The following is a 19,064-nucleotide window of genomic DNA, read 5'->3' on the forward strand; positions in this document are numbered from 1 at the left end:
CAAACCTTGTGACGGTTACATTTTTTTGTTGGCCTCGCGCGGCCCTTTGCGTGCACCATGGCCGGACCACATCTTACAGGACCCGCCATGACCACGCCTCCCGGCATCGCCGATATCCACGCCGCCGCCGCCCGGCTCTCCGGCCTTATCGTCGAGACGCCGCTGATCGAATCGCCCGAGCTCAACAGCCGCTTCGGCGGCCGCATCCTGTTCAAGCCGGAAACGCTGCAGCGTACCGGCTCGTTCAAGTTCCGCGGCGCCTACAACAAGCTGTCCTCGCTATCGGCCGAGGAGCGTGGCCGCGGCGTGGTCGCCTTTTCCTCGGGCAATCATGCGCAAGGCGTTGCCGCTTCCGCCGCCATGTTCGGCGTCAGGGCGGTCATCGCCATGCCGTCGGACGCACCGGCCATGAAGATCGGCAATGTCCGCAAGATGGGCGCCGAAGTGGTCGCCTTCGATCGCGTCCGCGAAGACCGCGTGGCCGTGGTGCGGCCTTACGTGGAGAAGGGCATGGTCCTGGTGCCGCCCTATGACGATCCCGCCATCATCGCCGGCCAGGGCACGATCGGCCTCGAACTGCTGCGTCAGGCCAAGGCGCTTGGCGTGAGCCTCGACGCCGTCATCGTTCCCTGTGGCGGCGGCGGGCTGAGCAGCGGGATTTCGATCGCGGTCAAGGACGGTTCGCCCGCCACCGCCGTCTGGGCGGCAGAGCCGGAATTTTTCGACGACACCAGCCGGTCGCTGGCCAAGGGCACCAGGGTAGCGAATGAGCCCGGCCACACCTCGATCTGCGATTCACTTCTCGTCGCCGAGCCGGGCGCGCTCACTTTCGAGATCAATCGCAAGACGCTGGCCGGCGGGATTGCCGTCTCGGAGGAGGCGACGAAGCAGGCCATGCGCGACGCCATGGCCCATCTCAAGCTCGTCGTGGAGCCCGGCGGCTGCGTCGGGCTCGCCGCGCTCTCGTCGGGCAGGATCGACTTGGCCGGCAAATGCGTGGCCGTGGTGCTGTCTGGCGGCAATGTCGATTTCGACGCCTATGCCAAGATCATGGCTGCTGCCGCTTGACGCCCGCCCTGCATGGCAGGGCGGGCAGCCTTGTTCGCAATTCCGGATGGAAACCGCTGCGCACTTTTCCTGGAATTGCCCAGTGCCCGTCAGCTGATGACGGTGCCGTCAGTCGATGACTTTCACGATGCGACGGGTTCCGGGATCGACGAGGACGGTCTGACCGTTGACGACGACATAGCGGTACTGCACATCAGGAACATCGATCGCATGCAGCTCCACAGTGTCCGGCAAGGTCGAGCCGATGGCCAGCTGGACGCCCAGGAGGTCGACCGAGGCGATCGGCTTCTTGTGCACATATTCGCGGATAACGGTCTCCTGCTGCGGCTCGATGATCACGTCCTGAGCAGCGGCGGCACCGATGCCGGCGGCTAGCAGAAGCCCGGCCGCGGTGGCGGAAAGATACAGTCTCATCATTGCCTCCATTGCTGGTCGATAGAGCGCAATACAGTTGCAAGTCTGCGCTCTATCTCGTTGTTTTGATGGCATTCCGCACCCCGCCAGATGATCCGGCCGGACTCGAGATGCCAAAGGCTTCGCTTGCACTGAGGGGGCCGTCTTGGCCCGCAAGTGGCAGCGGCGAGGCTGATCGACAACGCCGGGGCAGAAGCATGGTTCCAACGGGAGGGTCCAGGGCTCGATGGAACCCTGGACCGCCCCAGCGGCTGTTTTCAGTCCAGCGTGCGGCGGAAGCGGACCAGGGCGACGCCGGCAAACAGCGCCACGAACACCACCAGCCAGCCGATCTCCACGGCCACCGCCGGCAGCTGCGCGCCCTTCAGCATGACGGCACGGGTAATGCGCAGGAAATGCGTCAGGGGAAAGATCTCGCCAAAGATCTGCGCCCAGCCCGGCATGCCGCGATAGGGAAACATGAAACCCGAAAGCATGATCGACGGCAGGAAGAAGAAGAAGGTGAGCTGCAAGGCCTGCATCTGCGTGCGCGCAACGGTCGAGATCGTGTAGCCGAGCAGCACCAGCGACAGCACGAACACCAGCACCGCCGACAAGAGCAGCGTCATCGACCCCGTAAAGGGGATGGCGAACAGAAGCTTCGACGCCGCCAGCACCACCACGACCTGAACCGCGCCGACCGCCAGATAGGGCAGCACCTTGCCCAGCATGATCTCGAGCGGGCTCGACGGCATGGCGAGCAGGTTCTCCATCGTGCCGCGCTCTGTCTCGCGTGTCAGCGCGATCGAGGTCATCATCACCATCGTCATCTGCAGGATGACGCCGAGCAGGCCGGGGACGATGTTGTATTGCGAGATGCCCTCCGGATTGTAGCGCCGGTGCACGACCACATCGAGCTGGCCCCGGGCGGCCTCGGCGGCGGCCTCCTGCATGCCTTGCGCTCGAAGCAGCGCCTGGCCGGCGACGGTGCTGAGCGTCGAGATGGCGCCGCTGGCAACCGCCGGGTCTGTGGCGTCGGCCTCGATCAGGATCTGCGGATTGTCGCCGCGCTCCACCCGCCGCGCGAAATCGGCCGGAATGGTGACGACGAAGGCGACGTCGCCGCGCGCCATCAGGAATTCGGCCTCCTCGGCACTTTGCGCCACATGGTCGAAACGGTAGTAGCCGGTGGTCTGCAGCGCCGAGATCATGGCGCGCGTATAGGGATCGCTGCTCGTCGCCACGAGTGCCGCCGGCAGGCTCTTCGGGTCGTTGTTGATGGCGTAGCCGAAGAGCACCAGCTGTATCAGCGGCACGCCCAGCATCATGGCGAAGGTGATGCGGTCGCGGCGCATCTGGATGAACTCCTTGATCAGCAGCGCGCCGAGCCGGGCTAAGGAGAAGACCGCGTTCATGCCATGTTGTCCTTCGAGCCGGACATGAACTGGATGAAGACGTCCTCGAGGCTGGTTTCGCCCGGCGCGACCGTCACGCCCTTGTGCTCCTGCTCGACATCGGCCAGCGCCGTCTCCAGCTTCTTTCTGTCGGCTCCCACGACATGCAGCGTCGCGCCGAACGGCGCCACCTGGTCGACGCCCGGCCGGCCTTCGAGCGCTTGCGCCACCTGGTCGAGGCGCGGGCCCTGCAGGACGAAAGTGGTCAGGCCGGCATTCCTGACCACCTCGGCGACGGTGCCCGTCGCCAGCATCTTGCCGTAGGAGATATAGCTGATGCGATGGCACCGCTCGGCCTCGTCCATGTAGTGGGTGGAGACCAGCACGGTCAGCCCGCCGCTCGCCAGCCGGTGGATCTCGTCCCAGAACTCGCGCCGCGCCTTGGGGTCGACGCCGGCCGTCGGCTCGTCGAGCAGAAGCAGCTTGGGCTTGTGCATGATGCAAGCGGCCAGCGCCAGCCGCTGCTTCCAGCCGCCCGACAGCGTCCCGGCGAGCTGGTTGCGGCGTGTCGTCAGGCCGAGTTCCTCCAGGGTCCTGGCGACATGCTCCTCGACCGGCTTCAGCCGGTAGAGCCGCGCCACGAATTCGAGGTTCTCGCCGATCGTCAGATCCTCGTAGAACGAGAATTTCTGCGTCATGTAGCCGACCTCGCGCTTGATGCGCAGGCTGTCGGTGAGGATGTCGAAACCCAGCACCGTGCCTTCGCCCTCGTCCGGGGTCAGCAGGCCGCACATGATGCGGATGGTGGTGGTCTTGCCCGAGCCGTTGGGGCCGAGGAAGCCGACGATCTCGCCTTCCGCCACCGTCATCGTGACATGGTCGACGACGGTCTTGTCGCCGAAGCGCTTGACCAGGCCGTGCACGTCGATGACGTTCATTTCCCTGAAACCGCCAGCTCGACGTCGACGATCTGTCCCGGCTGCAAGGCGCCGGCGCCGCCCTCCGGCCGCGCCTCGACGAGGTAGACCAGCTTCTGCCGGTTCTCCAGCGAATAGATCACCGGCGGAGTGAATTCCGGATCGGGCGAGACATAGCTGACGCGCGCCTTCACATCCGGGCCGCAACCGTCGCAATGGACGCGGAGCAAAGTGCCGACCTTGACCGAGGAGAAGGCGGCTTCGGGTATATAGACGCTGAGCTTCACCGCGCCGTCGGGCAGCACGGAGATGACGGGCGCGGTCGGCCCTGCCGTGTCGCCCGGATTGCGAATGACGTCGCTGACGCGGCCCGGAGAAGGGGCCGCCAGGGTGCGCTTGGATAGCCGCCACGCCGCTTGGTCGAGCGCGGCCTGTGCCTGCTTGACCTGACTTTCGGCGGCCTTGATCGTCTCGGGACGCGCCGGCAGGCCGCCGGCGGCGAGATTGGCCTGCGCCTGTCCGACCTGCGCGTTGGCCGTCTCCAGCGTGGCCGAGGCGGTGTCGTAGTCGGCCTGCGTGCCGGTGCCGCGCTTGAAGAGGTCGGCGGCGCGGTCGTATTTGCGTCTGGCGTCGTCAGCCTGAGCCTTGGCCATGTCGACCTGGGCCTTGAGGGCCGCGATTTCTTCCGGCCGCTTGCCTACCTGCAGATCGGCAAGCTGCGCCCGCGCCTGGGCGAGACTTGCCGTGGCCTGTGCGACCGCGATTTTCGCGTCGGCGTTTTCCAGCGTCACGATCGTGGTGCCCGATGTGACGCGATCGCCGCGCTTGACCGCGACGGTCTCGACCTGCGCCACCTCGATCGGCGCCAGCAGCACATAGTCGCCTTCGACATAGCCGACGGCCAGCGGCGAAGCCGGTGCGCAGGCGCCGAAGAGTTGAGCGGCAAGCGGCAGCGAACAAAGAAAGCTCATCGTCTCGATCCCTTCCGGGCGGCCAGTATGGCGCCGAGGTTGTCCGATGTGACGGCCGCCACCTTGGCGGCCTCGGCGGCGCCGATCTCGCGCCAGCCCATTCGGCGCATGACCGCCTCGCGGCCGATGCGGAAATAGATGACCTGTCCGATCAGCGTGAACACGGTGAGCCGGGTCGCCTCGCTCTCGGCCGCCTCGCCGGTCGCCTGTTCCCAGAGCAGGCACAGGCGCCGATGCGTCGGCTCGAACACGCCGTCATAGATGCGGTCGAGCGCCGCGGTCGGATGCGAGAGCTCGCGCAGCACGAACTGCACGATCTCACCGGCTTGCGGCTGGGCCACGACGAATGCCACCATCCGCTCCAGCGCCGCGAACAGCTGTGCCCGCGCCGTCTCGGGGTTCGCGATTGCCGGCGCCCGCGCCTCGCCGAGTGCCTGGCCGGCGACCGACTGTATAGTCTCCACGATATGGTCGGCGGCGGCGAGGCGCAGCCCCTCCTTGCTGCCGAAGTGATAGGCGATGGAACCGATATTGGCCTTGGCTTCCGCCGCGATCTCGCGCGTGGAGGTGCCGTCGAAGCCTTGTCGTCCGAACAGCTTGAGCGCCGCGCGGACCAGGGCTTCACGTGTCATCTCCGCGGCGGGCGGCTCGCGGCGAGGAGTTCGGGCTTCGGGCGGCTTGATCATGCGGCACACTTTAATCAATCGATTGATTAAAGTCAAATCCGATCCCGGACATGGCTTGCCATGCCGGCCCGCGCGGGCTTTAGTGCGCGGCCATGGGCAAGGAAGTCGAGCGCAAGTTCCTGGTCTCCGGCACGGCATGGCGGGATCTGGTCGAGGCGGACATCCGCATCCTCCAGTTCTATCTCGCCGCCGCGCCAGGACGCACGGTGCGCGTGCGCATCAGCAACGGCGCCTCGGCCAGGTTGACGCTCAAATTCGGCAGCACGGCGCGCGAGCGCGACGAATTCGAATATCCCATTCCGCTGGCCGACGCCGTGGAGATGCTCGGCTTCGCCATCGGGCGTGTCATCGAGAAGACACGTCATCATGTTAGGCATGGCGGCTATCTCTACGAAGTCGATGTCTTCGGCGGCGCGCTGGCGGGGCTTGTGATGGCCGAACTCGAAACGCCGGACGATGTTCCGGATGAAATGCTGCCAGACTGGCTCGGCCGCGAAGTGACTGGCGAACAGAAATTCTACAACGCGTCGCTCGCCCTCGGGGGGATTCCGGAGATCGCCGCATGAGCTTTCGCATCGATCCGCGCCTGCCGCTGACCGGCGAGGTCAGGCGTATCCTGGCCGAGGAAATCGGCAAGGCGCTTGCTCATCTCGACACGGCGCATGACAGGCCGGAACAGGGACTGCACAAATCCCGCAAACGACTGAAGAGCGTACGCGCCTTGTTACACCTCGTTCGTTCCGGAAACGAAACATTCTGCCGCACGGAGAACGAGTGCTACAGGCAGGTCTCGGCATTGCTCGCCGGACCGCGCGAGGCGACCGCCTTGATCGAGACGATCGACCGCCTGGCCGGCGCCTTTCCGGGGCAAAGCGCCGGTGACGGCCTTGGCCCCGCCCGCGATCGCCTGGTGATGCGCCAGCACGCGCTTCATGCCGGCGCCGGTCTCGATGCGGCCATAAAAGCTGCCATCGCCGCCTGCCAGGAGGGCCTCGAACGCGTCGACAGGCTGTCCTTGCCGGACCAGCCGGAGCAGGCCGCCGACATTCTGGCGGAGGGCGCCCGCGCCACATTGCGGCGCGCGCGCAAAGCACTGGACAAGGCGGCCTCGAGCGGCGGGGCCGAGGATTTCCACGACCTGCGCAAGGCGGCCAAGACCCACAGCATGCATCTGTCGCTGCTCGGCCGCCTGTGGCCGACGCCAATCAAGGCTCGTCGCAAGGCGGTCGACAAGCTCGCAGAGCAACTCGGCGAACTGCACGACGTCTTCGTCATGCGCGCGATGCTGGAGGCCGGCGGCGAGCCGCTTGGGCCGCCCGGGGATACGAAACTCCTTCGCAAACTCCTGAAGCATTCCGAAAAGAGCCTGAGGAAGTCCTGCCTTGCCGAGGCGGCCGAACTGTTCGGCGACAGTCCCAGGCGCTCGACGAAGAAGCTGGCCCGCAAGGCGCGCGACGATCTTGCCGGCGCTCCGCCCGCGGAGGAATTGGCGGCGAGGTGACGCAACGGCATTCATCGCCGGTCATGCCGGCATTGGCCGTGTATGGCTCGCCGGGAGGGGCTGGCCCTTCATTCGCGCACCGGCATCGGTACCGACGGCAAGTCGATCCTCTATATCCCGCTGATGAACGAGGGCGAAGTCGCGGCGCTGAAGCTGGATTGAGAAGATTTTCGGAGCCGGCCGCACGAGAGCCTTTGCCACATGGGCCGGGCGGATCTAAAACCAGCCGCCATGAGGATGGTCGTCCGCCGCCCGCTCGCTCGTTCGGAACTGCCGCACGATACGGCCGCTCTCGCGCGCTATCTCATCGGCAAGATCGTGGTCCGGGAATTGCCCGAAGGCATTGCCAGCGGCCGCATCGTCGAGACCGAGGCGTATGTCGCCGGCGATGCTGCCGGGCACGGCTTCAGGGGAATGACCCCGCGCAATCGCTCGCTGTTCCTCGAGCGCGGGCATGCCTATGTCTATCTCGCCTACGGCATCTCATACATGCTGAATGTCTCGAGCGAGATGCCCGGCATCGGAACCGGCGTCCTGATCAGGGCATTGGAGCCGCTCGACGGCATTCCGATCATGCAGCTCAATCGCGGCATCGAGCGCCTGCGTGACCTGGCGCGAGGACCGGGAAGGCTCGCCATGGCGTTGCGGATCGACCGTTCGCTCGACGGGCTCGATCTTTGCCGGGAAGGCCCTCTATGGCTTGCAAGCGATGGCCGCGACCCCGGCGAAATCGGGCAGAGCGTTCGGATCGGCATTTCGAAGGATGCCGACCGCCTGCTGCGATTTTACGTCCGGGGAAGTCCGTTTGTCAGCGGTTCACGATCGCTCAACCCATGAGAGGTGCTTCCCGGCGCGTTGAAAGGAAGAAGAATGCAAGCTACTGCGCTGCCCTTTTTCCCTCCAACTGCGCCTGCGCTGCCCGGATCGAGGCGGCGTAGGTCACCAGCGGGCGCTTGAGGCCGTGGTTGATCAGCGTGCGTCTTGTCTGCGGCGAAGCGCCAGATATGACAAAGCGCACGCCGGCGCGCCTGGCCTTGTGCGCCGCACCCTCGATGACATTGGCCGCGGTCGAGTCGAAGAACGGCACCGCCGAGCAGTCGAGGATGAAGTTCTTGCGCTGGTCGGCGATGCGGTCGAGCACCGCGCCGACGGTCGAAGCGGCGCCGAAGAAGAATGCGCCGGAGATGCGGTAGACGACGGTGTCGGCGTCGGTCGCGTCCCTGGAATCATAGACGCTCTCGCGGTCGGCGACGTCCTCAGGCACCAGCGTCTGGTCGGCCTCGACGGCGATGGATTTCGCCATGCGGTCGATGAACAGGATCGAGCCCAGCGCGAATCCGACAACGATGCCTTCGGTCAAGTCGCGGAAGACCACGATCAGGAAGGTGGCCATCAGCACCAGCGCATCGCCGCGCGAGGCGCGCAGCAGCGTGGCGAAAGCCTGCTTCTCGAACATGTTCCAGCACACCACCGCCAGCACGCCGGCGAGGGCGGAGAGCGGGATGTAGCTGGCGAGCGGCGCTGCCGCCAGCATCAGGACGAGCAGGATCATGGAGTGGATCATGCCCGAAACCGGCCCGTGCGCGCCGGCCCGCACATTGGTGGCGGTACGGGCAATGGTGCCGGTGGTGCAGATGCCGCCGAACAGGGCCGAGGCGATGTTGGCGAAGCCTTGCGCCACCAGTTCGCAGTTGGAACGGTGCCGGCGGCCGGTCATGCCGTCGGCGACGACGGCCGACAGCAAGGATTCGATGGCGCCTAGCAACGCGAAGGCGATGGCGTCCGGCAGCACGTCGATCATCCTGTCGAGGCTGACGGGGGGAAGCGCCGGCCATTGCAGGCTGCGCGGGATCCCGCCAAAGCGCGTGCCGATCGTCTCGGCCGGCAGCGCAAACAGCGCCACCGCGAGCGACGCCAGACCGATGGCGATCAACATCGCCGGCCATTTCGGCCGCCAGCGCTTCAGGAAAGCGATGGTTGCGATTGTCAGCACCGCCACGAAGGTCGCCGCGAGATTGATCGTGCCGGCCGCCTCGCCGATCGCGGTCAGCTTCGGCACCAGCGGGCCTGGCTCCTTGCCGGCGAGCTTCAGCCCGAACAGTTCGACGATCTGGCCCGAGAAGATGATGACGGCGATACCGGCGGTAAAGCCGACCGTCACCGGATAGGGAATGAACTTTATGTAGGTGCCGAGCCGCAGATAGCCGATGGCGATGAGGAAGATGCCGGCCATCATCGTCGCCAGCAACAGCCCGTCCACGCCGACCCGCGCGACCGTCGCCGCCACCAGCACGATGAAGGCGCCCGCGGGGCCGCCGATCTGGAAACGGCTGCCGCCGAACGCCGAGATGATGAAGCCGCCGATGATCGATGTGTAGAGCCCGCGCTCCGGCGTCACCCCTGATGCGATGGCGATTGCCATCGACAGCGGCAAGGCGACGATGGCGACGGTCAGCCCGGCAATGGCATCGGCCCTGAGATGTTCGAGCCTGTAGCCTTCGCGCCAGACCGTCACCAGTTTCGGTGTGAACAGTTCGGAAAAAGTCGGCTTTGCCGGCCCATGGGTCGGTTTGCGCGCGGTTTCGTTGAGTGTCTGCCCGATCTCGTCCATGGACTGCTTCCGCACCTGAAAGGCGGCGGGATCGTCGGCAGGACTGTCGGCGGTCGCCGTCGCGACTTATGCCGGCTCAGCTTTCGGATTGGGCGGCACGGCAGGCTTGAGGCGCACGCCCCGGCCGCCGCGCTCACTGGGTTGATTCTCGCCGATCAGCTCCACCCCGGCCTCGTCGAGGGCCTGGATGACCTTCATCAGCGTATCGACCACACCCCTGACCACGCCGTCGCTCGCTTCCATGCGCTGGATGGTGGGAAGCGAAACGCCGGCGCGCTCGGCGAGCGTCTTCTGATCGATGCCGGCCAGCGCCCTCGCGGCGCGCATCTGCGCGGCAGTGATCATCGGCCGGGATCCCCGTCTGAGTCTGCGGATATGATGTATAATACGATCATTATGATGTTTCAAGCATCAGCATGCACGCTTGAGCCTTGATCATCATCGCTATCGAGCATTTTTCGGATACTTCCCGAGCATTGAGAGCTATGGTGTTCCATCTGGGGCAGGGGATAACGTGGTTGACCATTTTCAAGACATTGACGACATCGGCATGCCTGGTATCGGTGGTCCTTCTGCTAACGGGCTGCGGACACTTGATCAACCGGCTGATCTGACCGCTTCCCGGTCGAGCGTCGTCAGACGTCGTCACGCACCACCCTGCGCCGTTGCAGGACCCTTGCCGCCAACCAGCACAGCATGGCCCAGGCAAAGCCCGCGCACCAGCCGGCCAGCACGTCCGACGGCCAGTGGACGCCGAGATAGATGCGGCTGATGCCGACCAGCACCGTCGTCAGCACGGCGAGCGCCAGAACATAGATCTTCGTCGTCCGGCCCTGCAGGAAGCGCGCCGCAAGCGAGCCCAATGTGAGATAGGTCACCGCCGAAAGCATCGCGTGGCCGCTCGGGAAGGAAAGCGAGGTCTCGTTGACCAGATGCGAGACGAGCTCGGGCCGCGGCCGGTCGACGCCGAGCTTCAGCAGGCTCGACAGCATCTGGCCGCCCGCCACGGCGACGAAGATGAGAAGCGCGGTCCCGGGCCTGCGGATCAACAGCAGATAGATGATCGTCGCCGCCGTGATCAGCACCAGCACGCTGGTGCTGCCGAGGCTGGTGATGTCGCGCATCGCCCCTTCCATCCATGGCGGGCCGATCGGGATACCGGGTTGGCCGGCCTGGCGGAAGGCAAGCATGATTTCAGCGTCGAAGGCGTGCGGCGTGGTGGCCCGTGCCACCTCCATCAACTCCACGAAGCCCCACAGGCCGGCGGCGACGACAAGGCCGGCCAGCAGCACCGGGAATTCGACCCGGCTCAGCAGAGCCTTTGCCGCAGTTCTCATCGGACCTCGTTTCGCAACCATGGTTTGCCGGTCATCGCCCTTGCACATAGGGCCCGAGCGTGATCAGCGCCACGGCGGCAATCGCCAGCACGATGCCGGCCGCTTGCAGCGTATTGATGCGCTCGCCGAAGAATATCAGGGCCACCAGATTGACCGATACCAGCTGGATGACGGCCGACAGGCTGAACGACACCGACATGCCGAACTCGCGAATCAGCCGCAGCATGATCAGGTTGCCCAGCGAATAGAGCGCAAGCGTCAGCACGATCTTGCCCAGGCTGGGCGCCATCCCCCATTGCTTGGCGGCCGCCGCCGCCAGCAGAAAGATCACGGTCGAAAGACCGAGCTGAAGTAACCCCGAAAAACTCACCCTGCCCTCGATATTGATGCCGGTCGTCCGTGCCTTGTTTCGCAAGCGCGTCGGGACGTCAAGCAGCTGCCGTGGGACCAGGCTCTTGTGTCGGCAGGACCGAAGCGCCAAAGTCGCGGCCACTACCCTGCCCCTGCGGGTGGGGGCGAGGAGCGTGGCGTGCGATTTCTCGAAACCTTGTCGCGGCGCTGGAACGGGCTTACGCTGGCGCTGCAGTTCATCATTGCCGGCGGCTTCGGGCTGCTTGCGGTGATGCTGGTGGTCGGCTTCTGGGTCACCGCGCAAATCCGCGAAAGCGTGCTCCACAATTCGGCGGCCACGACTGCCCTTTATGTCGACAGTGTGATCGCTCCGCTGCTCCCCGATCTGCGCACGAACCATCAGCTCGATGACGCCGTCAAACGGGCGCTTGACGAGACCCTCGGCCAAGGCGCGCTCGGCAAACGGCTGTTTTCCTTCAAGTTGTGGCGTCGGGACGGCACGGTGCTGTATTCGAAGGACACGGCCTTGATCGGCCGGCAGTTCGGCCCGAGCGCCAACCTGCGTGCCGCCTTCGCCGGGAATGTCGTCGCCGAGTTCAACGAGCTAGGCGACGAGGACGACAAGGAGGAGAGGGCCGCGGGCGTGCCGCTGCTGGAAATCTACAATCCAGTCCGCGAACCCTGGTCGGGCGAGGTGGTCGCCGTCACCGAATTCTACGAGATCGCCGACGATTTCCAGGCGGCTCTGGCTTCCGCCTTGCTGTCGAGCTGGCTGATCGTGGCCGGCGCCACGCTGACGGCGCTGCTGCTGTTGTCGGGGATCGTCATACGTGGCAGCCGCACCATCGACAAGCAGCGCGGCGTTCTGCAGGGTCAGGTCTCCGAGCTGCAGGCGCTGGTTTCGCAAAACCGGGCGCTGCGCCTGCGCGTCCAGCAGGCGTCGCGCCGTGCCACGGCGCTCAATGAACGATACTTGCGTCGCATCGGCGCCGACCTTCACGACGGGCCGGCTCAGCTCGTCGCGCTGGCGGCGCTGCGTGTGGACAGCCCCGCCATTTCCGGCGAGGGTGCCTCCAGCGACAGCCGCAACGCCGAGATCGCCATGATCCGCATGGCGCTGGACGACGCGATGCGTGAAATCCGCGGCATCTGCAACGGCCTCGTCCTGCCGCAGATAGAAACGGCCGCGACCGGCGACATTCTGCGTCTTGCCGTCGACGAGCATCAACGCAGGACCCGCAGTTCCGTGGCGCTGACCCTATCCAGGCAGTTGCCCGAACTGGGCGCTTCGGAGAAGATCAGCATCTATCGCTTCGTCCAGGAGGGGCTGAACAACGCTTATCGTCATGGGCAGGGCAAGGATCAGGAGGTGAAGGCCGGGATGACAGGCGGCAAGTTCTTCGTTGAAGTGTCGGATGGCGGGCCCGGATTCGACCCGAGGCGAGCCGAGGGCCTGGGGCTCGCCGGCATCAGGGAACGTATCGAAAGCATTGGTGGCCAGTTCGAGACCACGACCGGGCCACAGGGAACACGATTGATGATTACGCTAGCCGTCGAGGATCAACCATGATCGGTACCATCCGTGTCGCCATTGTCGACGACCACCCGCTGTTTCGCGAAGGCGTTACCCGCAGCCTGTCGGAGATCGGCGGCTTCGAAATGGTGGCCCAGGGCGCCACTGCGCAGGATGCCGAACGCATCGCCTCGACTTTGCAGCCCGACATACTGCTGCTCGACATCAGCATGCCGGGTGACGGCCTTGCGTCGGTGGCCGGCATACTGGGTGCCAATCCCGGACAGAAGATCGTCATGCTGACGGTCTCGGAGGCCAATGCCGACGTGGCGCGGGCGCTGAACGCCGGTGTGCGCGGCTATGTGCTGAAGGGGGTCGGCTCGCGCATGCTGGCCGAAATCCTGAATGGTGTAGCGGCCGGCGAGACCTATGTGTCGCCGACCCTGTCGGCCCGCCTGCTTTCGGACCTGCAATCGCTGCAGCCGGCCAACGGCAGGACGGATCGTCTGCGTCAGCTCACCGGACGCGAGGCCGAGATCCTGCAGCTGGTGGCGGAAGGGCTGAGCAACAAGGAAGTGGCGCTGCGGCTGGCACTGCAGGAAAAAACGGTCAAGCATCACATGACCGGTGTGCTGTCCAAGCTCAACGTCCGCAATCGCACCGAGGCGGCGCTGCTGATGCGCGAAGCGCGGGATCGGGCCGGCAGCTAATCCTGGTCGGCCGCAAGGGATCCCCGGTTTGGGATAACGACACGCATAAATGAAAACCTGAAGCGCGGTGCAGCAGCGGAACGGTCCAGGGCAAAAAAAGACGGCCCCTATACGGGGCCGGAGCGACAAGGTCACCTCCGCCGGGGGGCGGCGGAGGTGACACGTAAAGCGGGCGATGCCTATTGCCCGCTCTACAACCCCTTGAGGCGGCTTATATCCGCCGCCGTCGCAGGGCGCTCGACGATCGTGCGGCCCAGAGCGTCGGTCATTTTGAAGCGACCCTTCTCGATCTCTTCCCCGAAGCCGTTAGGGTGCTGCACCACGATCTTGTTGTCGTCTATTTCGACACGATCGCCGGTTGTTGCGTTCACATGCTTGCCGGAGCTGTTGGCACCCTTCCCCTTGCCGTTGTTGCCGCCGCCATTGTTCCCGTTGCCGCCAGCGTTGCCATTGTTGCCTCCGGCGTTGCCATTGTTGCCGCCGCCGTTATTTCCATTGCCGCCATTGCCGCCATTGCCGTTACCGCCACCACCGCCATTGCCGCTGTTCCCGCCAGGCTTGGCTTGGGCGCTGGACGCGACAATGCCTGCGGCGGAACCGTGAAAATCGAGGTGATAGGGGGCTATGGTCAGCGCCAGTGCCGGCACTGCTCTCAGGGCCAGCCAGCAACAATGAGCCATGATCGAGCTGCGCATCAGTCCCTCACTTGATCGGGCCGGCGAATTCAAGGGCCATCTCGTGCAGGTACGCGACCATCGGCGACATGGCGTGTTCGTGTAAGTGGCCCACGACCGATGCCGCGGCAATCCGGACCTTCGCCCGATCGGTTTAGGACCTTGGTCCGAGTTTCAAACCGAATGTGGCGCGAGGTTCGCGGTCAGCTGGCGGGTGCACGAATGTCACGAAAGTGTGACCGATCGTCTATAAGGGGTCGAAACGCGTGACACGCTCCAGCCATCCAGCCAGAGGCAGACCCATGACCGACCATCGCTCGCCCGACGCCCGATTCCGCACCAGCCTGCTTGAGGAAAGCAACGGTCCGGCGACCAACCCCACCGACAACAGCACCATGGGCGAAATCATCGCCGAACGGTTTTCCCGCCGCGCCTTCCTCAAGGGCTCGCTGGCCGTCTCGGCCATCGCCGCCACCGTCAGCCCGCTGGCGCTCGTGGCCGCCGACGATGCGCGTGCCGCCGAGGGCTCCGCCTTCTCGTTCGAGGAACTCGAAGCCGGTATCGACGACAAGCACCATGTCGCGCCGGGCTACGATGCTGACGTGCTGTTGCGCTGGGGCGATCCGCTGTTTGCCGATTCGCCGGAGTTCGACCCGGCCAGGCAGTCGGCTGAGGCCCAGGCAAGACAATTCGGCTACAACAATGACTATGTCGGCTATATCGGGATCGATGGCTCCGCCGATCATGGCCTGCTGGTCGTCAACCACGAATACACCAATCCGCATCTGATGTTCCCGGGCATCGTCAGGATCGTCGAGAAGGACGGCAAGAAGGCGGCCGAACTCGCGCCGCTCTCGAAGGAGCAGGTCGATGTCGAGATGGCGGCACATGGCGGCACCATCGTCGAGATCCGCAAGGAAGGCGGCAAGTGGCAGGTGGTGCGCGACGGCAAGTTGAACCGCCGCATCACCTCCAACACCGAAATGGCGCTGTCGGGCCCGGTCGCCGGTCATGACCGCGTCAAGACCAATGCCGACCCATCCGGCACCAAGGTCATCGGCACATTCAACAACTGCGCCGGCGGCGTCACGCCTTGGGGCACCTATGTCATGGCCGAGGAGAACATCCACGGCTATTTCTCCGGTGAACTGCCGGAAGGCCATAAGGAAGCCGCCAACTACAAGCGCCTCGGCATTCCGGAAGGCGCCTATGAATGGGGCGCGCATTACGATCGTTTCGACCTCGCCAAGGAGCCGAACGAGCCCAACCGTTTCGGCTGGATCGTCGAGGTCGACGTCAACGATCCGACATCCACGCCGAGGAAGCGCACCGCAATGGGCCGCTTCAAGCATGAAGGCGCCGAATCGATCATCGCCAAGGATGGCCGCGTCGTCTTCTATCTCGGCGACGACGAGCGCTTCGAGTACGTCTACAAATTCGTCACCGCGGGCCGTTTCGATCCGGACGACCGCGCCGCCAACATGAACCTGCTCGATGACGGCACGCTGCATGTCGCCAAATTCGCCGCGGACGGTACGGTGGAATGGCTGCCGATCGTCTTCGGCCAGGGCCCGCTGACGGCCGAGAACGGCTTTGCCGGCCAGGCCGACGTGTTGATCGAGACGCGGCGTGCCGCCGACCTGCTCGGCGCCACCAAGATGGACCGCCCCGAGGACATCCAGCCCAATCGTGTCAACGGCAAGGTCTATGTCATGCTGACCAACAATTCCAAGCGCAAGGCCGACCAGGTCGACGCCGCCAACCCGCGCGCCGACAACGCCTTCGGCCATATCATCGAGATATCGGAGGACGGCGGCGATTTCGCCGGCACCAGGGGCAGATGGGAGGTGCTCCTGAAATGCGGCGATCCGGCGGTTGCCGATGTCGGCGCCACCTTCTCCACCGCCACCACGGCCAATGGCTGGTTCGGCATGCCCGATAATTGCGCGGTCGATTCAGCCGGGCGCCTGTGGGTCGCCACCGACGGCCAGGGCCCGAAGGCCACCGGCCGCACCGACGGCCTGTGGGCGGTCGACACCGAAGGGCCGGCGCGCGCGACGTCAAAACTGTTTTTCCGCGTGCCGATCGGCGCTGAAATGTGCGGGCCGCTGTTTGCGCCCGACGATCAGACCGCCTTCGTCGCCGTCCAGCATCCGGGCGACGGCGGCGAGGATTGGGAGGCGTTCGGCCGCCCGTCCTATTATGAGGATCCGTCGACGCGCTGGCCCGATTTCAAGCCGGACATGCCGGTGCGGCCGGCGGTCGTCGCCATTACCAGGCAAGGCGGCGGCAAGATCGCGATTTAGAGGGCAATTCCAGGAAAGTGGGGTTCCGTCCGACGCGTAAAACGAACCTCCAGCCCGGTTCAGCGGCCCGAATTGGCGATCCGCCGGGCAATCCGCTCGGCGATCGCCTTGGCCTGGATGGCGGCATTGGCGAAGCAGCCGCGGATGCTCGGCCGCATGCCGGTGAACCAGAGGCCAGGCAGTTTCGGATCCGCATCGCCGCCGTTGAAGACCGGAACGCCCTTGCCGTCGAGCACGCCGAGATTGCCGACCATCTGCTCAAGCCCGGTGCGGTAGCCCGTCGCGGCAATGACGATGTCGGGATCGATCAGGCTGCCGTTGGCCAGGATGACGCCGTCGCGGGTGAATTCTTGCACCCCCGGCACGACGGTGATCCTGCCCGAGCGGATGGCGTCGATCGCGCCCTCGTCGGCGGCGATCGCTGTGTAGTCGGTGGTCAGGCGGCTGGCGCCGCCCACCGGCGCCGGCGGCACGCCGAATTTCGTCAGGTCGCCGAAAACCAGCCGCTGCGTCAAGGCGATCACCGCATCGGCGACCCGCAAAGGCAACCGCGCCATCAGCGGCGACAGCCGGTGCACGGCAATCTTGCCGATGCGCTTGGGCAGGACCGACGGACCGTTGCGCGCCGACAGCCACAGCGAGGCGGTGCCTGCCTGCGCCAGGTGGTTGAGCGCGTCTATACCCGAGTTGCCGGCGCCGACGACCAGCACCTTCTTGCCGGCATAGTCCTTCGCGTCGCCGAAATCCGCCGAATGGATGATGCGGCCGGCGAAATCCCGCATTCCTTTCCAGTCGGGGATGAACGGCTGTCTGTCGCGGCCGGTGGCGATCACGACGTGGCGCGCCAGGCGCATCCCGGCGCTGGTCTCTATCGCCCAGTGGTCGCCCCTGAACAGGACCGCCTCGACGGCGACGCCGAGCTCCACCGGCAGCCGGTTCGCCTCGCTGAAATCGTTCAGATAGCGGATGACGGCGGTTCTGTGGGGGAAGGCGAGCGTGCCCTTCGGATAGGCAAGGCCGGGAAGTGCCGAAAGGTCGCGGTGCGTATTGAGGCGCAGCTGCTGGTGACGCCGATGCCATGGCTCGGCCAACCGGCTCTCCTTTTCCAGGATCGCCGTCGCCACGCCGGCCTTGACCAGCGCCTGCGCTGCCGCGAGACCGGCGGCGCCCGCGCCGATGACGATCGCCGGTTCGATGGTTACCGTCTGGTGCGCTGCCGGTCTGATTGTCGTATCTGCCATTCGCTCACGAACCCCATTCCACCCTTGTGGCGCTTCCGCCGACACCAGCAGAACGCCCTCCCGCGCATGATCCATACAGCAGATCGGCCCCGGATTTCGAGGCCATGCGCCGCACCGCGGTTGCGTCCTATATGGCATATACGCGAGATCGGCGATAATCAGGTCGCGGCAATGTGATTGATTCGAGATCCGGGGGCTGGCGGATCTCTGTTACCGGTACAGGAATCCGAAGTCCTCGAAACGCTTTTTTCGGCTTCCTGTGCAAAATCAAGGCGCCACGGCGTATAGCGTACCCGGGTGCGCGCCGCAGATGCACGCGGAATCTCGACCCATGCCCTCCTTGCGGATCTATCTCGACAAAATCCTCGAGCGTGCCTCGCCAAAGGTCGAGCGCCAGGCGTTCACCCATGCCGAACGGCTGGCGCTGGTGCGCCGCCACGGCGACTTCTCACTCGCCTACTCCTCCGCCGTGCAAGGCAGGCTCTCCTATTTCGGCGACGCCGACGGCTACATCGCTTTCGGCACCAAGATGAAGCATCATTTCGCGCTCGGCGACCCGGTCGCCGATCCGGCCCATCGGGCCGACTATATCAGGCGCTTCGTCGAGACCGCCGGCAGCCCCTGGTTCGTGCAGATCGGCGAACAGTCGGCGCGGGTGCTGGCCGGGCTCGGCTACAAGGTCAACCGGCTGGGCATCGACACCCGTCTGCCGCTGCCCGAACACGATTTTTCCGGCAAGCGCAACGAAACCGTGCGCTACTCCGAGCGCTGGCTGTTGAAGAAGGGCTTTTCGTTCGCCGAGGACAAGCGGACGATCTTTCTCGACGAGATCTCTCGGCTTTCGGCGAACTGGCGCGGCGACCGCATCGTCAAGCGTTGGGAAATGGGCTTCCTCAACCGGCACTTCGCCGATCATGTGGGCGTCGACATGCGCCGCTTCGTGCTGCACGGCCCCGATGGCGAACTGGTCGCCCTGCTCGACTTCGATCCGCTGTTTCGCGGCGGCAAGGTCATCGGCTACACCACAGCCTTCAAGCGCAAGCACATCGACGCCTCGCCGCATGCGGAGGTCGGCCTGACCAAATTCGCCGTCGACCGCTTTCGCGAGGAAGGCATTTCGGTCGTCACGCTCGGGCTGTCGCCGCTGGTCGACGTCGGCCCCAGCGGATTCGCCGAAAGCGATTTCTGGCGCAACGCCTTCCAGCGCGCCTATGATTCGCCCTGGGTCAACCGCCGCCGCTTCAACCTGCAGGGGCAGGCGGCGTTCAAGCGTCGTTTCCACGGCATCGAGGAGCCGGTCTACGTCGCCTTCCGTAAGGGAACCTATGTCGAGATGCTGGGCCTGCTGCGGCTGGTGAAGGCGATCTAGCTCTGACCGCGGTTCAGCGTGG

Annotated in this window: 19 protein-coding genes; 8 read left to right on the forward strand and 11 right to left on the reverse strand. The window is 65.3% G+C overall.

All coding sequences use genetic code 11. The features are described from left to right. Positions 1 to 87 precede the first annotated feature (87 nt). Positions 88 to 1,068, forward strand: a complete 981-nt coding sequence (locus tag FJ959_RS03380) for a threonine/serine dehydratase (protein ID WP_140628446.1) — start codon at positions 88 to 90, stop codon at positions 1,066 to 1,068. A 108-nt stretch (positions 1,069 to 1,176) separates the two neighbouring features. Here the strand turns inward: FJ959_RS03380 and FJ959_RS03385 are convergent, their stop codons facing one another. The 5 genes from FJ959_RS03385 to FJ959_RS03405 form a co-directional block, all read right to left on the reverse strand. Next, a complete protein-coding gene (locus tag FJ959_RS03385; RefSeq protein ID WP_140491773.1) occupies positions 1,177 to 1,482 on the reverse strand; it encodes a DUF1236 domain-containing protein in 306 nt (101 codons plus the stop codon). Between the two features lie 257 nt (positions 1,483 to 1,739). Beyond that, positions 1,740 to 2,876 carry an ABC transporter permease gene (locus tag FJ959_RS03390; protein ID WP_140628449.1) on the reverse strand — a complete coding sequence of 379 codons (1,137 nt, stop codon included), beginning with the start codon at positions 2,874 to 2,876 and terminating at the stop codon, positions 1,740 to 1,742. Then, positions 2,873 to 3,793 (reverse strand): ABC transporter ATP-binding protein, encoded by a 921-nt coding sequence (locus FJ959_RS03395; protein WP_140628451.1) that lies wholly within the window; start codon positions 3,791 to 3,793, stop codon positions 2,873 to 2,875. Before FJ959_RS03395 ends, FJ959_RS03390 begins: the two co-directional genes overlap by 4 nt. Next, positions 3,790 to 4,743, reverse strand: a complete 954-nt coding sequence (locus FJ959_RS03400) for an HlyD family efflux transporter periplasmic adaptor subunit (RefSeq protein WP_140524405.1) — start codon at positions 4,741 to 4,743, stop codon at positions 3,790 to 3,792. The genes FJ959_RS03395 and FJ959_RS03400 overlap by 4 nt, the downstream gene beginning before the upstream one ends. Then, the gene (locus FJ959_RS03405) at positions 4,740 to 5,429 is read right to left on the reverse strand and encodes a CerR family C-terminal domain-containing protein (RefSeq protein ID WP_140628454.1); all 690 of its coding nucleotides are present in this window, start codon (positions 5,427 to 5,429) and stop codon (positions 4,740 to 4,742) included. The genes FJ959_RS03400 and FJ959_RS03405 overlap by 4 nt, the downstream gene beginning before the upstream one ends. Positions 5,430 to 5,521: 92 nt before the next feature. On the opposite strand from FJ959_RS03405, the gene FJ959_RS03410 reads away from it, so the two are divergent. The 3 genes from FJ959_RS03410 to FJ959_RS03420 all read left to right on the forward strand — a co-directional run bounded on the left by FJ959_RS03410 (position 5,522) and on the right by FJ959_RS03420 (position 7,767). Beyond that, positions 5,522 to 5,995, forward strand: coding sequence for a CYTH domain-containing protein (locus tag FJ959_RS03410; RefSeq protein WP_140491763.1), 474 nt, complete (start codon positions 5,522 to 5,524; stop codon positions 5,993 to 5,995). Further along, positions 5,992 to 6,930 carry a CHAD domain-containing protein gene (locus FJ959_RS03415; protein WP_140491761.1) on the forward strand — a complete coding sequence of 313 codons (939 nt, stop codon included), beginning with the start codon at positions 5,992 to 5,994 and terminating at the stop codon, positions 6,928 to 6,930. Before FJ959_RS03410 ends, FJ959_RS03415 begins: the two co-directional genes overlap by 4 nt. Positions 6,931 to 7,167: 237 nt before the next feature. Next, positions 7,168 to 7,767 (forward strand): DNA-3-methyladenine glycosylase, encoded by a 600-nt coding sequence (locus FJ959_RS03420; RefSeq protein WP_140493453.1) that lies wholly within the window; start codon positions 7,168 to 7,170, stop codon positions 7,765 to 7,767. A 40-nt stretch (positions 7,768 to 7,807) separates the two neighbouring features. On the opposite strand, the gene FJ959_RS03425 is transcribed toward FJ959_RS03420, so the two are convergent. From FJ959_RS03425 to FJ959_RS03440, 4 genes are all read right to left on the reverse strand, one after another. Continuing rightward, entirely contained in the window at positions 7,808 to 9,541 is a 1,734-nt protein-coding gene (locus FJ959_RS03425) for a SulP family inorganic anion transporter (protein WP_140491759.1), read from the reverse strand. 66 nt (positions 9,542 to 9,607) lie between these two features. Further along, entirely contained in the window at positions 9,608 to 9,886 is a 279-nt protein-coding gene (locus tag FJ959_RS03430) for a helix-turn-helix transcriptional regulator (protein ID WP_140491757.1), read from the reverse strand. Between the two features lie 290 nt (positions 9,887 to 10,176). Beyond that, positions 10,177 to 10,878, reverse strand: coding sequence for a phosphatase PAP2 family protein (locus FJ959_RS03435; RefSeq protein WP_140563805.1), 702 nt, complete (start codon positions 10,876 to 10,878; stop codon positions 10,177 to 10,179). 31 nt (positions 10,879 to 10,909) lie between these two features. After that, positions 10,910 to 11,248: a hypothetical protein gene (locus FJ959_RS03440; protein ID WP_140493450.1), complete on the reverse strand. Its 339-nt coding sequence runs from the start codon at positions 11,246 to 11,248 to the stop codon at positions 10,910 to 10,912. Between the two features lie 159 nt (positions 11,249 to 11,407). Between FJ959_RS03440 and FJ959_RS03445 the strand changes: the two genes are divergently transcribed. Together FJ959_RS03445 and FJ959_RS03450 are read left to right on the forward strand one after the other, a co-directional pair. After that, positions 11,408 to 12,799 (forward strand): sensor histidine kinase, encoded by a 1,392-nt coding sequence (locus FJ959_RS03445; protein WP_140491753.1) that lies wholly within the window; start codon positions 11,408 to 11,410, stop codon positions 12,797 to 12,799. Next, positions 12,796 to 13,452: a response regulator transcription factor gene (locus FJ959_RS03450; protein WP_140524397.1), complete on the forward strand. Its 657-nt coding sequence runs from the start codon at positions 12,796 to 12,798 to the stop codon at positions 13,450 to 13,452. The genes FJ959_RS03445 and FJ959_RS03450 overlap by 4 nt, the downstream gene beginning before the upstream one ends. Positions 13,453 to 13,643: 191 nt before the next feature. On the opposite strand, the gene FJ959_RS31535 is transcribed toward FJ959_RS03450, so the two are convergent. After that, entirely contained in the window at positions 13,644 to 14,147 is a 504-nt protein-coding gene (locus FJ959_RS31535) for a hypothetical protein (protein WP_181167593.1), read from the reverse strand. 281 nt (positions 14,148 to 14,428) lie between these two features. Here FJ959_RS31535 and FJ959_RS03465 point away from each other — a divergent pair, with 281 nt between their 5' ends. Continuing rightward, positions 14,429 to 16,432: a PhoX family phosphatase gene (locus FJ959_RS03465; RefSeq protein ID WP_140628460.1), complete on the forward strand. Its 2,004-nt coding sequence runs from the start codon at positions 14,429 to 14,431 to the stop codon at positions 16,430 to 16,432. Positions 16,433 to 16,491: 59 nt separating this feature from the next. Here the strand turns inward: FJ959_RS03465 and FJ959_RS03470 are convergent, their stop codons facing one another. Continuing rightward, positions 16,492 to 17,673, reverse strand: coding sequence for an NAD(P)/FAD-dependent oxidoreductase (locus FJ959_RS03470; protein ID WP_140628462.1), 1,182 nt, complete (start codon positions 17,671 to 17,673; stop codon positions 16,492 to 16,494). A 331-nt stretch (positions 17,674 to 18,004) separates the two neighbouring features. Between FJ959_RS03470 and FJ959_RS03475 the strand changes: the two genes are divergently transcribed. Continuing rightward, positions 18,005 to 19,042: a phosphatidylglycerol lysyltransferase domain-containing protein gene (locus tag FJ959_RS03475; RefSeq protein ID WP_140491743.1), complete on the forward strand. Its 1,038-nt coding sequence runs from the start codon at positions 18,005 to 18,007 to the stop codon at positions 19,040 to 19,042. Positions 19,043 to 19,064: the final 22 nt, after the last annotated feature.

Source organism: Mesorhizobium sp. B2-2-4 (genome assembly GCF_006442375.1).
Taxonomy (GTDB): domain Bacteria; phylum Pseudomonadota; class Alphaproteobacteria; order Rhizobiales; family Rhizobiaceae; genus Mesorhizobium.

Coding starts and splice junctions, on each gene's coding strand:
- FJ959_RS03380 (WP_140628446.1), top strand. CDS start 88: ATGACCACGCCTCCCGGCATCGCCGATATCCACGCCGCCGCCGCCCGG.
- FJ959_RS03385 (WP_140491773.1), bottom strand. CDS start 1,482: ATGAGACTGTATCTTTCCGCCACCGCGGCCGGGCTTCTGCTAGCCGCC.
- FJ959_RS03390 (WP_140628449.1), bottom strand. CDS start 2,876: ATGAACGCGGTCTTCTCCTTAGCCCGGCTCGGCGCGCTGCTGATCAAG.
- FJ959_RS03395 (WP_140628451.1), bottom strand. CDS start 3,793: ATGAACGTCATCGACGTGCACGGCCTGGTCAAGCGCTTCGGCGACAAG.
- FJ959_RS03400 (WP_140524405.1), bottom strand. CDS start 4,743: ATGAGCTTTCTTTGTTCGCTGCCGCTTGCCGCTCAACTCTTCGGCGCC.
- FJ959_RS03405 (WP_140628454.1), bottom strand. CDS start 5,429: ATGATCAAGCCGCCCGAAGCCCGAACTCCTCGCCGCGAGCCGCCCGCC.
- FJ959_RS03410 (WP_140491763.1), top strand. CDS start 5,522: ATGGGCAAGGAAGTCGAGCGCAAGTTCCTGGTCTCCGGCACGGCATGG.
- FJ959_RS03415 (WP_140491761.1), top strand. CDS start 5,992: ATGAGCTTTCGCATCGATCCGCGCCTGCCGCTGACCGGCGAGGTCAGG.
- FJ959_RS03420 (WP_140493453.1), top strand. CDS start 7,168: ATGGTCGTCCGCCGCCCGCTCGCTCGTTCGGAACTGCCGCACGATACG.
- FJ959_RS03425 (WP_140491759.1), bottom strand. CDS start 9,541: ATGGACGAGATCGGGCAGACACTCAACGAAACCGCGCGCAAACCGACC.
- FJ959_RS03430 (WP_140491757.1), bottom strand. CDS start 9,886: ATGATCACTGCCGCGCAGATGCGCGCCGCGAGGGCGCTGGCCGGCATC.
- FJ959_RS03435 (WP_140563805.1), bottom strand. CDS start 10,878: ATGAGAACTGCGGCAAAGGCTCTGCTGAGCCGGGTCGAATTCCCGGTG.
- FJ959_RS03450 (WP_140524397.1), top strand. CDS start 12,796: ATGATCGGTACCATCCGTGTCGCCATTGTCGACGACCACCCGCTGTTT.
- FJ959_RS31535 (WP_181167593.1), bottom strand. CDS start 14,147: ATGCGCAGCTCGATCATGGCTCATTGTTGCTGGCTGGCCCTGAGAGCA.
- FJ959_RS03465 (WP_140628460.1), top strand. CDS start 14,429: ATGACCGACCATCGCTCGCCCGACGCCCGATTCCGCACCAGCCTGCTT.
- FJ959_RS03470 (WP_140628462.1), bottom strand. CDS start 17,673: ATGGCAGATACGACAATCAGACCGGCAGCGCACCAGACGGTAACCATC.
- FJ959_RS03475 (WP_140491743.1), top strand. CDS start 18,005: ATGCCCTCCTTGCGGATCTATCTCGACAAAATCCTCGAGCGTGCCTCG.